The organism is Carnobacterium sp. CP1 (assembly GCF_001483965.1).
Lineage (GTDB): Bacteria > Bacillota > Bacilli > Lactobacillales > Carnobacteriaceae > Carnobacterium_A > Carnobacterium_A antarcticum.
Map to the genome: position 1 here is coordinate 2277999 of NZ_CP010796.1, position 15942 is coordinate 2293940.

Sequence of the window (15942 nt, forward strand, 5' to 3'; positions counted from 1 at the left end):
TAAAAAAGATGGAACAGGAGGGCTTCTATTGGATATAAACAAAAAATATTTAACATTATTGGCTAAAGAATACCCAACCATTGGAGAAACAACAACAGAAATCATAAACTTGGAAGCCATTATGAATTTGCCTAAAGGTACGGAACACTTTTTGAGTGATATTCATGGGGAGTACGATGCCTTTCAACACGTTTTGCGCAATGGGTCTGGCAACATCAAAGAAAAAATCAATGAAATATTTATTGACCGGTTAAGTCAAAAAGAGATGAAGATGTTAGCCACATTGATTTATTATCCTGAAGAAAAAATCAGAAATATTTTGGAAGATTTTGATAATCAAACAGAAATTGATGAATGGTATCGTATTACACTGTCTCGTTTGATTGAATTATGTGTATTTGTTGCATCGAAATACACCCGTTCAAAAGTTAGAAAAGCTTTACCAAATGAATTTGCTTATATTATTGAAGAGCTTTTGTCAAAAGACAATAGTTTTGCTAATAAAGAAGATTATTACAGCAAAATCATTCAAAGCATTCTTTCATTAGATCGTGCTCCTGAATTTATTACGGCAATTTCTTATCTGATCCAACGTTTAGTTGTCGATCATCTGCATGTCGTTGGCGATATCTATGACCGTGGACCATATCCAGATAAAATTATGGATACATTGATCGATCACCATTCCGTTGATATACAGTGGGGCAATCACGATATTCTGTGGATGGGAGCAGCCAGCGGTTCTGCAGTTTGTATCGCTAATGTTTTACGGATCTCAGCACGTTACGATAATTTGGAAATCATCGAAGACGCTTATGGAATTTCGTTGCGTCAATTGTTGACCTTTGCTGAGATGACCTATCCAGAAGATTATGCACATGGTTTTTATCCCAAAATAGATGCAGAAAGATCTGATTTCTATGAAGAAGAAATTAGACAAATTACTAAAATGCATCAAGCCATTGCCGTGATTCAATTTAAACTTGAAGGAGTGATCATTAAACGGCAACCGGATTTTAAATTAGAACACAGAATGGTTCTAGATATGATCGATTATGAAAAAGGGACGATCACGATAAAAGGGAAAAGTTACCCGTTGACCAATACGTATTTCCCGACCATTGATCCAGCAGACCCTTATAAATTGAGCAAAGAAGAGGAATTTATTGTGGATAAACTGGTTTACGCTTTTAAACACAGTGAACGTCTGCAAAAACACATTTCTTATTTATACAACAAAGGACATATGTATTTGAAGTACAACGATAATTTATTGTTTCACGGCTGTGTTCCGTTGAACGAAGACGGAAGCTTTATGGAACTGCAAATTAGGGACAAGCAGTATAAAGGAAAAGCTTTGCTGGATAAGTTTGAAGAAATATTGCGCAAAGGGTACTTAACCAGAAACAAAGAAAATAAAGAAAAACACTTAGACTTGATTTGGTATCTTTGGACCGGTCCAGCTTCATCATTATTTGGAAAAGACCAAATGACAACTTTTGAGCGGTATTACATTGAAGATAAAGAAACCCATGTAGAAAAGAAAAACGCTTATTACAGTATGCGAAACGATGTCGCGACGTGCGAAAAAATCTTAGTCGAGTTCGGATTGGATCCTGCTAAGGGACATATTATTAATGGACATACACCGGTAAAAGAAAAACGGGGAGAAGACCCGATCAAAGCTGAAGGGCGCATGCTGGTTATTGACGGCGGATTTTCTAAAGCCTATCAAGACACCACTGGATTAGCTGGGTACACGCTGCTTTATAACTCATATGGAATGCAATTAGTATCGCACCAGCCCTTTACGTCGCTTAAAAATGCTGTTGAAAATGAATTTGATATCATGTCTACCCGCAGAGTCGTGGACCGTGAGCTAGACCGCAAAAAAGTGCGTGAAACCGATATTGGCAGACGCTTAACAAAACAAGTGACGGATTTAAAAGAATTATTAGAGGCTTATCAAAACGGGGAAATTCTTGAACAACCGAGAAAATGATCCTATTCATTAATACAAAAAGAAAGAGAAGTTGAGGTTTTTGTTTAATAACTGGGAAAATTTATTGTCAGACCCTTATCTCTGGTACAATAGAAAGTGAGCACGATTTACTAAGAAATGTTATTTTTACGGAGGAGATTTTTATGAGTAAAGGTTGTACATTTTATTTTGTGAGACATGGTCAAACGTATTTTAATTTATACAGAAGAATGCAAGGGTGGAGCGATACTCAGTTAACACCTGAAGGACGCGAAGATGTCCGCCGAAGCGGCAGAGGATTAGCAGATGTAAAATTTGATGCTGTATATACCAGTGATTTAAATCGTACCATTGAAACCGGCGGAATTATTTTAGAAGAAAACCATGCTGCCGAAAAATTACAAATGCAAGCTATGCCGGAATTTAGAGAAGTCTTTTTTGGCTCTTATGAAGGTTTGGATATTGATGAAGTATGGGAAAGCATCAATGAAGTGATGGGATTTCCTACAGTAGCAGAATTATGGGCTGGATCGAGTATCCCTGAGCAAATGGATGCAACGAAAAAAGCTGATCCTTACCATCACGCAGAAGATTTCTTGGAGTTTTGGTTACGCCTTGAAAAAGGACTCTTAAAATTAATCAAAACACATCGCGATACAGGAGATAACGTTTTAGTTGTAGCACATGGCAATACTATTCGTTATATGTTAAACGGCTTGATTCCTGAGTTGGAAAATCCTCAACCGCTGTTAAATGCCAGCGTTTCAAAAGTAAGCTATTACGATGGCCGTTACCATTTGAAGAGCTACAATCAAATCGAACACTTTAAAGATTTAGAAAAAGACTAAAAACGATATAAAGGGGAACAACCGATTGAATCCAAAAGCATTAGTATTTTTTGATTTAGATGGAACATTATTGAATAAAGAATCTAAAGTTGACACAGAAGTAGTCGAGGCCCTAGAACAAATGAAAAAGAACGGCAACATTCCTTTTATTGCAACTGGGCGAAGCCCGATTGAAATTCAGCATGTACTAAAAGAAACGCCAATCGATTCGTTTATTACGCTTAATGGGCAGTACATTGTATACGAAGGCAAAGAAGTTTATCGAAATCGAATTCCTGAAAAAACGTTGGTCAATTTAAAACAGGCAACAGAAGAACGAAAATTTGCACTGTCTTTTTATACGCATGATAAAATCCGGGCAACGCGTGAGACAGAAGTATTAAAAGAAGCGTATCAATTTATTCATGCCGAAGTTCCTTCTATACACAGTACTTTGCATTTAGAAGAAGAAGTGTTGATGGCATTGGTATTGAATACGGACAAAACACAAGACGCTTATTTTAAAAAGAATTTTCCAGAATTGTCTTTTTACCGGAATACCCCTTATAGTATGGATACTATTCCAAAAGGCAATTCAAAAGCTACCGGTATTACAGAACTAGTTAAGACGTTGAAGTTTGAGTCTATACCGACTTTCGCTTTCGGCGATGGGTCCAATGATATTGAAATGGTCGAACACGTGGACTATGGAGTAGCAATGGGCAATGGACTAGCAACTTTAAAAGAAAAGGCAACATACATTACTGCCAGCCACGTTGATGGCGGAATCGTTGAAGGATTGAAGTATTACGATTTGATTTAACAAAAAAGGAAAGGAGCCATTGCTTCTTTCCTTTTTTGTTTGGCCCAAGTGAAATTTAAAAAATCGCTGGTACTAGGATACTATCTAGTGCCAGCGATTTTGGTGATGGTTAAATTGATGAAGCAGACAATTGACTGAAAATCTCTCCAACTGCCCCTTCTATGGTCAGATCTACTGTCAAATCAAGATCCAACGGTGTTTTATTGATTACTACTACATGATTTCCTTCAAAATAATGGATCAAGTTTTTCGAAGGATTGACTGTTAAAGAAGTACCCGCAATAATCAGCAAATCTGAACTAGCCATGATTTTTTTAGCTCGGTCTAACACTCCAGGTTTTAAATTCTCCCCAAATAAAATAACATCTGCACGGATAATGCCGTTGTCAATTGGGCATCTGGGTATATTTTGTTCATCTCGCTGAATCTCGTTATACGGATATTCTCTGCCGCATTTCATACAATGGAAATGGCGATTGTTGCCGTGTAATTCGATGACCAATTTGCTGCCAGCTACCTGATGCAAGCCGTCAACGTTTTGAGTAATGATTCGAACATCTTTTCCTTTTTTTTCCAGTTCAGCTAGATAAAGATGCGCAGCATTTGGTTTAGGCAAAAGAGGCGTTTTACGTGTATTGGGACGGTTAAAGAACTTTTCCGGGTGTTCCATTAAAAATCGTTTGCTCATCACTTTTTTAGGGTCTAACTGTTGCTGTTCTAATTCAGTATATGTGCCGGTGTTCGAACGATAATCGGGCAAGCCGCTTTCCGTTGAAACCCCAGCACCTCCAAAAAAGGCAATACTTTTTGCTTCGTTAATAAGTTTTTGTAACGTTTCTATTTGAGTCGTCATTTATTCTATACTCCTTCATAACATGTAATTGTTCCTACTCTATATAGTAGCAGATAATTGGGTCGTTCCGTACTAATCCGCTTGGAAAAAGGAAGAGAGTGAATGCGAAAAGGGATAAGCGAACGTATTTTCTTTTTTATAAAAATGTGTTATACTAGTAATAGAGAGTTCAATATAGGTAATGGGACTTTAACAGGAAACTTTACTATTCTGTATACACTACCCATTCGGGGGCGTTACGGATTCGACAGGTATAGGTCGAGCTTGGATTGCGTTTCGTAGGTTACGTCTACGTAAAAACGTTACAGTTAAAATAACTGCTAAAAACAATAATAACTCTTACGCTTTAGCTGCGTAATAACAGCTTAGTGTAGATCCTCTCGGCATCGCCCATGTGCTCGAGCAAGGGTCCTATAATTAGTGGGATACGCTAAACCTTTCCGTCTGCAAGGTTTAGAAGAGATTATCAGACTAGCGAAGCACGATGCCGGTTGTGTGGCTGGTGCCCAGCGAATCTTTAAATAGCATAACTATAAACGTAGATGTCTAGGTGCCGATATATTTGGACGCGGGTTCGACTCCCGCCGTCTCCATGAAAAAACTAGTTTGAAGAACTAAATCAAAAGGCTTGTAAGTGTTGATAAATCAATGTTTATGAGCCTTTTTGTTTTGAACGGAATTTGATTTAGCAGCTTTAGAAACAAGCAAAGAAAAACCCTTTTTCGTTAAAAAAATCAACGAGAAAGGGCTTTTTCTTTTTTGTGTTTTAAATAGGCGGCTTCTAAGTGATAATACCCAATACCGATGGTGATACACACCAATAGGTCTAGCGGAAACAACCATTCGGTTTTGTTGATAAAAGAAGCGGACATCCAAAAATAGACCATTTGAACAATAAAGATATGATACGATTTTTTTCCTAATTGAGCTAATCCTTCGTAAACCCGATTCCATTTCAATTTTGGCAAATAAGTCAAACCTAAGTGAAATAAGTATAAAGGATAAAAGAATGTCAATGGATCTTGACCTTTCCAAGCAGTGCCAAATGAATATAAAGGAACTTCATAATTGAAGTAATGTACCAGAATAAGATATGGTATGCTCAACAAAGCGCCAATTTTGATGAATTTTAAGCTTTTTTCGTCTTTTTGAACAAAGAAATACCAAATTCCTAATGAAATAGCAAAAAGGTAACGGAAGAAAAGCAATCTATAAAGGAATGGAGGTAAATTGAAGAAATCACTTGCTAATTCAAAAACCAAATTAAACGTAAAGCTTAGCACCAACATTAACTGGTGGTTTTTTTTTGCTAAGTAAAAAAGAAACGGCAAAAAGAAAACGATTTGAATCATGATAGAAACAAAATATCCTCCATATCCGCCGCGACCTGCTAAGTAAAAGAAAACATTTGCTTCTCTTCCAATAAAAGGAGCGATAATAAACTGAAAGATGTAAGCAACCACTGCGGGTAGCAATATGCGGCTTAACTTTTTCAAAAGCAAATTGGGCTGATAAAGTTCAGCTAACGTTTGTTGGCCATTACGTTCATAAGACATCGTATGGTTGTATCCGGTAATGATGAGAAAAAGTGGAACGGCTTGATGAATGTAAAAAGGTCCACCAATAGACAAAAGTGTTTGGTCAAAAAAACTGTGAATTAAAATCACAAAAAGGATAGCCAGTCCTTTGATAATATCAATGTTTCGGTTGTATCCCAAATTTAATCCTCCTGTTCTCTTTGTCTATTATGGGACATTTAAGCTCATTTGCAAAGCAATTTGCCACAGAGAGCACAAAAAAACTCTTCCAAATAATGAAAGAAGAGTTTTTTTATTCGTATGTATTACAGCAGTAAGATTAAAATGCTGGTCATTAACAACAGTGAAATAAGGATGCTGGCAGAAGAAAGGAACCCGACAAGTGAAGATTTGCTGCCGTAGATAATAGCGTTGATTGTTGAAAGACTGCCAAAAGGGGCAAAGGCTAATAGAACTAAAATGGTACGAACGATTTGAGGCAGCGGCAGTAAGAAATAAAAAGCAGCAGCTAAAATAGCACCAAAACCATAACGGATACCTAAAACCTTGGCTACAGTAGTTAAAGAAGAACGGTCGATTTGTAATTCTAAATACAGACCAATCATAAACATCGATAGAAAAGCATTCACATTTGAAAAAAGTTGAACAACACTCCTCACGGAAGCTGGCAAGATAAATCCTGAAAGAGCTAGTGCCAACATAATAAGATAAGTGGTAAATGGTGGAGAAGAAAGCAGTTTTTGCGCTGTTCGAACGATAGAGAAAGCTTCTTTGCTTTGTCCAGTCATTTTATCAACAGGTACAGCTGTTCCGCCAGACAGCATCAAAGAATTCCCCATATCAAAACTGCCTAAAAAAGGAACAGCAGTCGGAAAGAATCCTTGGACAAACGGCATGGTGAAATTTCCAATATTGTACCCTGAAATCCCAAACATCAGCATTGACTGATCAACAGCCGATTTGTTGCGCCACAAAAATTCGCCTAGAACAACTAACAGAATATTGCTGAACAATCCCAAGAAAATCATCAAGAAAAAAGTTTCGTTTACGGACGCACCATTAAATCCCATAATAATAGCTGCTGGTAAAGTGATACGGACAATGATTTTTGAAAGGACGTGCCCATCTTGTTCTTTTAAAATTCCTCCCTTATTGAATAAATAGGCTACAAGTATGACCAATAAAAAACTAACGGCTTGAATTAAAATCGACCCCATCTGTCCAACTCCTTTAAGTGAGATACATTCTGATTTTTAAGCAATTAACATTTGAAAGTTAACGTTATCATACCGTTGATTGGAAAGATTGGCTAGCTATTCTGGAAAATAAGATACAATGTTCTTCTATGAAAGAGATATGGTACAATACAAAGAAAGAAGCAGGAGGAATCAGTTATGAATGGAAAGAAAAGAGCAGATATAAAAATTGGTGCATTGGTTGATATCGTATTGAAAAAAGACCAACGAACAGGCACATTGACAAGAGGACATGTAAAACGCATTTTGACAAACAGTGCCCAGCATCCACATGGAATCAAAGTCATGTTGGAAGAAGAAAATCAAGTCGGCCGAGTACAAAAAATCGTAACAGAATAAATTTCTGAAATGGTTTTTATCATTCGAATGTAATGGTTTTCAAATCACTTTTTAAAAATAAATTAAACTCTTTCTAATGCCATCAGGTTAGGCTTAAGAGAGTTTTTATGTTTTTTCCTCACAGCGTCTTAGTTCACATTTGAAGAACTACACGGTATAATGTTCTTGTAAGCTGTTCGAATTGAGTACAGCGAAATTCCAATAGGAGGAAAATTATTATGAAAATCGGTATACCTAAAGAAATCAAAAACAATGAAAATCGAGTGGCCATTTCACCGGCTGGTGTTTATAGTTTGGTAGAAGGCGGACATGAAGTTTTGATTGAAGAATCGGCAGGTAATACAGCAGGTTTTGCTGACGCTGAATATACAGAGTCTGGAGCAAAAATTATAAAGAATGCAGCGGATGTTTGGGCTGCAGATATGGTCATCAAAGTAAAAGAACCTTTACCTGAAGAATTCGCTTATTTCCGTGAGGGACTAATCCTATTCACTTACTTGCACTTAGCGGCTGCTAAAGAATTAACGGAAACGTTAATGGAAAAAGGAGTCATCGGAATTGGATACGAAACGATGGAAAAAGATGGCGCATTGCCGCTTCTAACGCCAATGAGTCAAGTTGCCGGTCGAATGGCCGTTCAAATCGGGGCACAATTTTTAGAAAATACGTATGGCGGAAAAGGAATCTTACTCGGTGGAACACCTGGTGTTTCAACAGGTAATGTTGTGATTATTGGTGGCGGTGTTTCTGGAACACATGCAGCTAAAATGGCTGTTGGGCTTGGCGCCAATGTAACGATCTTAGATGTGAATCCAACGCGTTTAGCGCAATTGGGCAATATTTTTGGAAACTCTGTAACGACTTTAATGTCGAATGAATTCAACATCCAAGAACAAGTCAAAACAGCAGATCTGGTTATCGGAGCGGTATTGATTCCAGGTTCTAAAGCTCCAACGCTGGTTACTGAAGCTATGGTTGAACAAATGGAAGCCGGTTCAGTTATCGTTGACATCGCGGTCGACCAAGGCGGTATTGTAGAAACAGCTGATAAAGTAACCACTCATGATGCACCAGTTTACACACGTCATGGCGTGTTGCACTACGCTGTTGCTAACATGCCAGGAGCAGTTGCGAAAACTTCAACGATGGCCTTGACAAATGTGACCATTCCTTATGCATTGGAAATCGCTAATAAAGGTGTTAATAAAGCAGCTGAAGAAAATCCAACAGTCTATGGCGGTATCAATGTCATGAACCATAAACTAACTAAAAAAGAAGTAGCACAATCATTAGAAATGGATTATGTTGAAGCCAGCACTTTTTTCAAGTAATCTATCAAGTACAAAAGAGTTGATCCTTTTAAGGGTCAGCTCTTTTTTTGCATATTAAAAGCACAATAACCAACAAAAGTGCTGCTCCTTGTTGATTGTAAAACGCTTTAATGATTGTTAAGATAGTCTTGTTTAAGTTAAATTACGAGAGGAAGTTTTAAGATGGGACGTTTAGAAAACAAAGTAGCAATCATTACTGGGGCAGCTAATGGAATGGGAGCAGCTACAGCCAGCATGTTTGCCAAAGAAGGAGCAAAAGTCGTACTGACAGACCTTCAAGAAGAAAAGATGCAAGAGCTGGTTTCCGTTATCAAAGAAAAAGGCGGAGAAGCGATTGCGGTCAAACACAATGTTGCTTCTGGAGCAGATTGGGATCGTGTCAGAGATGAAACCCTGAAAGCTTTTGGAAAGATTGATGTTTTGATCAACAACGCTGGTATTACCGGAGACTATACTAAGTCAGCTGAATTGACGGATGAAGAAGAATGGCAAAAAGTGATCGACATCAACTTGAAAAGCGTGTACTTAGGCGTTAATCGAGTGATTCCGATTATGAAAGAAAACGGCGGCGGATCAATCGTAAATATTTCTTCGATTGCTGGACTAGTTGGTTCTGGCGGACCATTTTCTTATACAGCTTCAAAAGGCGGCGTTCGTTTGCTTACCAAAAATGTGGCATTCAATTATGGACCGGATCATATTCGCTGCAACTCGATTCACCCTGGAACCATTAAGACACCGATGTCTGCACCTTCCTTATCGATACCAGCTATTCTGGACAGAATGCTTCAAGGAATTCCGTTGAAGTATGTAGGCGAAGCTGATGACATCGCTTATGCGTGTGTGTATTTGGCTTCAGATGAATCCAATTATGTAACAGGTGCCGAGTTGGCAGTCGACGGCGGGTACAGCGCACAATAAAAGCAAGAACGGTACAAGCAACAGCAGATAGATGGGTAAGAACTTAAAAAATAGAACTGACTTGCTGCATTAGCTGTTGAGCTGATTGCAAAAATTCAGGTCTATTTTTTTACATATAAAGGTTTAACTGATTTGTAGCTGAGCAAATCATAAAGGACATGTTTCAACCTTAGCTCTTGTCAGTTTATCCGTTTAGAAGAGATATGGTACAATTGGTTTCCGGCACACTAGCAGAAAAGATTGTCTAGACAGGTGCTGGAAAGCTTAGTAAGATAAAGAGAATAAACAATGAATGGGATTATGACTAACAAATAGGGATAAGGTAAATAAAAAGGGGGTAGCAAATAAACGATGGAAAATAAAGAAAAAGAGCAATTCAGTATCGAAGTAGCGAGACTGTATTACGAATCCGATTATAGCCAACAAGAAATTGCCAATAAATTAGGTATCTCTAGACCAACAGTTTCACGATTACTGAAAAGCGCCAAAGATAAAGGGTATGTTCAAATCAAAATAACGGATCCTTTTTCTGATTTAGCCGGGTTGGGTACGGCACTGAGAAATAAATATGATCTATTAGAAGCTCATATTGTTTTTTCGCCAGAATCAGATTATCAAAGCATCACAGAATATTTATCGCGCTTCGCAGCAGAATACCTAGAAGAAACCATACAGGATGGCACAACCATTGGGGTAAGCTGGGGAACAACGATGTATGAAATTGCTAGAAAAATCGCACCTAAAAATGTGAATGGAATCGAAGTCGTTCAATTAAAAGGCGGTATCAGCCATTCCAAAGTGAATACATATGCCAATGAAACCATTTCTTTATTTGCTAAAGCTTTTCAAACAACACCAATCAACCTTCCTCTTCCAGTTATTTTTGATAATGTAGCAACTAAAGAGTTAGTCGAACAAGACCGTCATATTCAACACATCATTGAAAAAGGCAGGCAAGCAACGGTAGCTGTATTTACAGTTGGAACAGTGCGAGAAAATGCGCTATTGTTTCGTCTAGGCTATTTTGATAAAAAAGAAATGAAGCAGTTGAAAGAAAATGCTGTTGGCGATATTTGTTCTCGTTTCTTTGATAAAACTGGAAAAATAAGCAATGATAAAATCAACAACCGAACGATCGGCATTGATTTAGAAGAATTAAAGCACAAAGAAAAATCCATACTTGTCGCAGGAGGCCATCGTAAAATCCAAGCAATTGACGGGGCACTAAAAGGAAAGTATGCAAATGTTTTAATTACAGATCAATTTACAGCAAAAGAATTACTGGATAAAAAAGATTAACATTTACGAATAGAAAACAGAGCCTACAGGAGCTCTGTTTTCTTATTTACTGAAATTGAAATTAATTTCAGTAAACGCTTTACAAATGATCAAAAATAAATTATACTAGCGCTAACAAATGAATGAACATAATTTCTTAATCGTTAATCATATGTTCATGCCGGAGGAAGGAGCTATAAGAATAAGAGAAAGAAATATTCAGATAATCTAAGCAAAATCATATGTAAGCGTATCAATCAAGACGAATAAGGTTTAATGCAAGAGAGTAAGGAAATTAAAAAAATTTACTATAAGGGGTTAACAAAAATGGAAAAGACAGCTTTGATTCAACAACCTGATGGTTATTTAAATAAAACACCTATTTTCCAATTTATCTTATTGTCATTACTTTTTTCTTTATGGGCTGTAGCAGCCAGTTTGAACGATATTTTAATCACTCAATTCAAATACATATTTGACTTAAGTGATTTTGCAACCGCTTTTGTCCAAAGTGCATTTTATGGAGGATACTTTGTAGTCGCCATCCCGGCTTCAGTGGTCATAAAAAAACTGAATTATAAATTTGCTATTATTACAGGGTTGGTCTTTTATATCATTGGCTGTTCGTTGTTTTTCCCAGCTTCTCATATGGCAACGTACTCAATGTTTCTGGTAGCTCTTTTTGCAGTAGCTATTGGACTTAGTTTTTTGGAAACCGCAGCGAATACTTACAGTTCTATGATTGGTCCAAAAGAACAATCGACTTTGCGATTGAACATCAGTCAAACTTTTTACCCGGTTGGAGCTATTTCAGGTATTTTGCTAGGGAAATACCTAGTTTTTCAAGAAGGCGCGAGTCTTGAAAAACAGATGGCATTATTATCTCCCGCAGAAGCCCATGTCTTTGGATTAGAAATGCTTCAGCATACCTTGGAACCCTACAAATACATGATCATGATTTTGATTGCGGTATTGATTTTGTTTGCCGTAACGAAGTTTCCGACATGTAAACCTGAGGTGGAAAAGGAAGATACAGCAGCAGAAAACCCTGGAATTCTAGATACATTCCGTTATTTGCTTGGCAATAAACGGTTTAAAAAAGGAATCTTAGCTCAATTTTTATATATCGGAATGCAGACAGCCGTGTGGTCATTCACGATCAGATTAGCGTTGCACCTTAACCCCGACTACAATGAGCGGACAGCTTCAAACTTTATGATATTTGGTTTTATCGCTTTCTTTATTGGGAAATTTATTGCTAACTTCTTAATGGCTCGCTTTTCTTCTTCAAAAGTTGTTTTTGCCTATTCAGTTATTGGTTCGATTTTATTGACCTATGTAGCGCTCGTCCCAAATATGTCTGCAGTATATGTGGCTGTGGTGGTCAGCTTACTGTTCGGTCCATGCTGGCCTACGATTTATGCTGAAACCCTGGAAGTGGTTGACAGCAAATACAAAGAACTTGCCGGTGCCTTCCTAGTGATGTCAATTGTAGGTGGAGCAGTTGTACCTGCTGTCCAAGGATTGGTATCTGATTTTGTAGGCTCTATGCAACTGGCTTTCCTCGTTTCAACGGCCTGTTTTGTATATGTGGGGGTTCATTTTTATGGAGAAATAAAAGTGAAACAAGCAGCAACAAAAGCTGAACCAATCGAAGCGTAAGCAAAAAAGAACGAATGAGAAAGGAAGAGAAACGATGATGGGAACAATTGAACTTCAACGAGATTTTTTTAAAGAAAACAGGAAAGTATTTTTTGAAAATAATGAATTTACGGTAACGTTGTTTCGCTACTCAACAAATGTAGAAGCTATTGAGGTAACAAATTCACGTGGTAAAATGGTTGTTCTTCCTTATTTAGGACAAATCATCTGGGATTTGTCTTTTGATGAGATAGATTTGAAAATGAAAAACATGTTTTCGGAACCTAAGAACGTGACGGAAATCGTGGATACGTATGGCTGTTTTTCCTTTCATTCCGGTTTGATTCGTAATGGCTGCCCAGGTCCAGAAGACGATCATACCTTACATGGCGAAATGCCTTGTGCCGATATGGATAAAGCTTGGTTAGAAATTACAGGTGAGAGCATAAAAATTGGCGGTGCTAAAGAGTATACTAAAGGATTTGGCCACCATTATTTGGCAAAACCAAGTGTGACGATGCAAGCAAAAACTACATTTATTGAAATCGGCATGGACGTCAAAAATTTGGCAGGAACTGAAATGCCGTTACAGTATATGTGCCATATGAATTATGCTTATTTAGAGGATGCGCTTATGCAGCAAAACATTCCTGACGAAGCTTTCAAATTAAGAGAATCCATTCCCGGACATGTCCATCCTACTAAAAAATGGTTGGAATATACGGAAGAATTAAAGAGTGGAGAACAACAGTTAAGCACGTTAACGAAGCCGGAAATGTATGATCCGGAAATTGTTTTCTTTGCAGACCAGTTGAGACAGTATCAAAAAGAAGCGGAATTTGAGATGCTGTCGCCAAATGGGGTAACTTTCTTCACAAAATTCTCTACTGAAGAATTCAATTACGCTACGCGCTGGTTGCTGTATAATGAAGATCAACAGGTAGGAGCTTTTGTGTTACCGGGCACTTGCCGTTCTGAAGGATTTTTAGCAGCTAAAGAGGCAGGCAGTTTGATCATGCTGGCCGCTGGAGAAGAAAAATCGTTTAAAGTGATAACAGGTAAGAAATAGGAGGAAGTAAAAATGGATATAGCAGTTATCGGTTCGAATATGGTAGATCTTATTACTTATATTGATAGAATGCCGAATGAAGGCGAAACACTAGAAGCCCCTAGTTTTGAGATGGGCCATGGAGGAAAAGGAGCCAATCAAGCGGTGGCGGCAGCAAAATTAAAGTCAGACGTTATGATGGTGACAAAAGTCGGCGATGACCTTTTTGCGGATGATACGATAAAAAATTTAGCAGCTCATGGCATCAATACTGACTTTACTCAAAAAGTAGCTGGAGTGCCTAGCGGTGTTGCGCCCATTTTTGTCGACACTGAATCAAATAACCGGATTTTGATTATAAAAGGAGCCAACCAATACCTTTCGCCAGAAGATGTGGATCAAGCGGCAGAACAATTAAAATCCGTTTCTTTAATTGTATTGCAGTTGGAAATCCCTTTGCCGACTGTTTATCGGGCGATAGAATTTGGTCAGCAGCACAATATACCCGTTATTCTTAATCCAGCTCCGGCTTCACATGAATTAGATTTCGATTATGTTTGTAAGTGTGATTTTTTCATACCAAACGGGCCCGAGTTAGAAATATTAACCGGAATGCCTGTGGAAACAGATGAAGAAGTTTACGAAGCAGCTTCAACGTTGATCGAGAAAGGCGTAAAAAATGTTATTGTGACTTTGGGAAGCAGAGGAATCATCTGGATGACTAAGGAACAAACTCACCGAGTAGAGTCTCACAAAGTAGCAGCCGTTGATACTTCAGGAGCGGGAGATGCGTTTATTGGGTGTTTCGCCCATTATTATGTGCAAACCGGAGATGTGCTTGAATCAATCAAAATGGCCAATGCTTTTGCGGCACTTAGTGTAACAAAAAGAGGAACACAAGCTTCTTATCCTGATATGGAGCAGTTAAGACAGTTTACCGAGTCGCGTAAAGTGACCCAGTAAAAGTTTCAGATAAAAACAGTTAAAGCATCGCCTTTCTATAGGAAAGAGCCGTTAGATGCAATAAAAGATGGAGGAAAATAATGACTACTATAGCGAACATGATCGACCACACAGCCTTGAAACCAGGTGTAACAAAAGAGGATATTATTAAACTGACTACAGAAGCGAAAGAATACGGCTTCTATTCCGTTTGTGTCAACCCAACATGGGTAGAACTTTCAGCGAAAGAATTAAAAGGTTCTCCTGTTGAAGTCTGTACCGTCATTGGTTTTCCGTTAGGTGCTAATACCACTGCTGTAAAAGTAGCTGAGACGAAAGATGCAATCGACAATGGCGCAACTGAAGTAGATATGGTGATCAATATTGGTGCATTGAAAGAAAAAGATAATGAAAAAGTATTATCCGATATCAGTCAAGTTGTTGCAGCAGCAAAAGGGAAAGCACTAGTGAAAGTTATTATTGAAGCTTGTTTACTAACAGAAGAAGAAAAAGTACGGGCTTGTGAATTGGCTGTCCAAGCGGGTACAGATTATGTGAAAACATCGACAGGTTTTTCAACTGGCGGAGCAACAAAAGAAGACATCGCTTTGATGAGAAAAACGGTCGGAACAGAAGTCGGAGTTAAAGCCTCTGGCGGCATCCATTCAAAAGCAGATGTAGAACAAATGATTAAAGCAGGTGCATCAAGAATTGGTGCAAGTGCCGGCGTGGCAATTGTTTCAGAATAACTAAATGCAGAATAGTTGGGGCATTCTTTAGTTTTTACTAAAGGATGCTCTTATTTGTTTGCTGTAGAATTGTTTTTGATTTAGCGTTCCTAATGGGTAAGAAGTGAAAAAAATGCAAGAATAGAGTATACTGAATTTGAGTAAAACAAATAAAAGGAGTTTAGCTATGTCAAAAAACAGTAAGAAAATCCAAGTAGAAGTAAAGGAAACAGCAAAAAATAAAGACGGTTTTGTTGAATTAGAATTGTACGTCAATGAAGAAAAAATTGGAATGATCCAACAAGAAACTGGAAGTCCAGTGACCGTCATTTCAAATTCAGGAACGGAATCAAAAGCTAGATCTGTAGATGAAGGCATCAACCAATTGATCATGGATTATAATTTACACACTATTTAAGATATAAAGTTGCGAAGA

General features: G+C 37.9%; 15 protein-coding genes and 1 other RNA gene. 13 read left to right on the plus strand and 3 right to left on the minus strand.

Going from position 1 to position 15942, the window contains the following annotated elements:
* Nucleotides 1–28 precede the first annotated feature (28 nt).
* The 3 genes from NY10_RS10750 (at nucleotide 29) to NY10_RS10760 (ending at nucleotide 3631) form a co-directional block, all read left to right on the plus strand.
* Nucleotides 29–2002, plus strand: coding sequence for a fructose-bisphosphatase class III (locus NY10_RS10750; protein ID WP_058919949.1), 1974 nt, complete (start codon nucleotides 29–31; stop codon nucleotides 2000–2002).
* Nucleotides 2003–2145: 143 nt separating this feature from the next.
* Nucleotides 2146–2829, plus strand: a complete 684-nt coding sequence (locus NY10_RS10755; protein WP_058919950.1) for a histidine phosphatase family protein — start codon at nucleotides 2146–2148, stop codon at nucleotides 2827–2829.
* A gap of 25 nt (nucleotides 2830–2854) precedes the next feature.
* Nucleotides 2855–3631, plus strand: coding sequence for a Cof-type HAD-IIB family hydrolase (locus NY10_RS10760; protein ID WP_058919951.1), 777 nt, complete (start codon nucleotides 2855–2857; stop codon nucleotides 3629–3631).
* 109 nt (nucleotides 3632–3740) lie between these two features.
* On the opposite strand, the gene NY10_RS10765 is transcribed toward NY10_RS10760, so the two are convergent.
* The gene (locus NY10_RS10765) at nucleotides 3741–4484 is read right to left on the minus strand and encodes an NAD-dependent protein deacylase (protein ID WP_058919952.1); all 744 of its coding nucleotides are present in this window, start codon (nucleotides 4482–4484) and stop codon (nucleotides 3741–3743) included.
* 229 nt (nucleotides 4485–4713) lie between these two features.
* On the opposite strand from NY10_RS10765, the gene ssrA reads away from it, so the two are divergent.
* Nucleotides 4714–5080: a transfer-messenger RNA gene (gene ssrA, locus NY10_RS12490) on the plus strand.
* Between the two features lie 138 nt (nucleotides 5081–5218).
* Here ssrA and NY10_RS10770 read toward each other — a convergent pair.
* Both NY10_RS10770 and NY10_RS10775 read right to left on the minus strand, forming a co-directional pair.
* Entirely contained in the window at nucleotides 5219–6202 is a 984-nt protein-coding gene (locus tag NY10_RS10770; protein ID WP_058919953.1) for an acyltransferase family protein, read from the minus strand.
* Nucleotides 6203–6327: 125 nt separating this feature from the next.
* Entirely contained in the window at nucleotides 6328–7239 is a 912-nt protein-coding gene (locus tag NY10_RS10775; RefSeq protein WP_058919954.1) for an AEC family transporter, read from the minus strand.
* 177 nt (nucleotides 7240–7416) lie between these two features.
* On the opposite strand from NY10_RS10775, the gene NY10_RS10780 reads away from it, so the two are divergent.
* From NY10_RS10780 to NY10_RS10820, 9 genes are all read left to right on the plus strand, one after another.
* Complete coding sequence (locus NY10_RS10780) at nucleotides 7417–7617, plus strand: YwbE family protein (RefSeq protein ID WP_058919955.1); 201 nt, start codon at nucleotides 7417–7419, stop codon at nucleotides 7615–7617.
* Between the two features lie 218 nt (nucleotides 7618–7835).
* On the plus strand, nucleotides 7836–8948 hold the full coding sequence (gene ald / locus NY10_RS10785; RefSeq protein WP_058919956.1) for an alanine dehydrogenase: 1113 nt from the start codon (nucleotides 7836–7838) through the stop codon (nucleotides 8946–8948).
* 162 nt (nucleotides 8949–9110) lie between these two features.
* Nucleotides 9111–9869, plus strand: coding sequence for an SDR family NAD(P)-dependent oxidoreductase (locus tag NY10_RS10790; RefSeq protein ID WP_058919957.1), 759 nt, complete (start codon nucleotides 9111–9113; stop codon nucleotides 9867–9869).
* 351 nt (nucleotides 9870–10220) lie between these two features.
* The gene (deoR, locus tag NY10_RS10795) at nucleotides 10221–11168 is read left to right on the plus strand and encodes a DNA-binding transcriptional repressor DeoR (RefSeq protein ID WP_058919958.1); all 948 of its coding nucleotides are present in this window, start codon (nucleotides 10221–10223) and stop codon (nucleotides 11166–11168) included.
* Nucleotides 11169–11474: 306 nt separating this feature from the next.
* On the plus strand, nucleotides 11475–12809 hold the full coding sequence (gene fucP / locus NY10_RS10800; RefSeq protein WP_058919959.1) for an L-fucose:H+ symporter permease: 1335 nt from the start codon (nucleotides 11475–11477) through the stop codon (nucleotides 12807–12809).
* Nucleotides 12810–12843: 34 nt separating this feature from the next.
* Nucleotides 12844–13857, plus strand: a complete 1014-nt coding sequence (locus NY10_RS10805) for an aldose 1-epimerase family protein (RefSeq protein ID WP_332515698.1) — start codon at nucleotides 12844–12846, stop codon at nucleotides 13855–13857.
* Nucleotides 13858–13869: 12 nt separating this feature from the next.
* On the plus strand, nucleotides 13870–14799 hold the full coding sequence (gene rbsK / locus NY10_RS10810; RefSeq protein ID WP_058919960.1) for a ribokinase: 930 nt from the start codon (nucleotides 13870–13872) through the stop codon (nucleotides 14797–14799).
* 80 nt (nucleotides 14800–14879) lie between these two features.
* Nucleotides 14880–15527 carry a deoxyribose-phosphate aldolase gene (gene deoC / locus NY10_RS10815; RefSeq protein WP_058919961.1) on the plus strand — a complete coding sequence of 216 codons (648 nt, stop codon included), beginning with the start codon at nucleotides 14880–14882 and terminating at the stop codon, nucleotides 15525–15527.
* 166 nt (nucleotides 15528–15693) lie between these two features.
* A complete protein-coding gene (locus NY10_RS10820; RefSeq protein ID WP_058919962.1) occupies nucleotides 15694–15924 on the plus strand; it encodes a DUF2969 family protein in 231 nt (76 codons plus the stop codon).
* The last annotated feature ends 18 nt before the right edge of the window (nucleotides 15925–15942 follow it).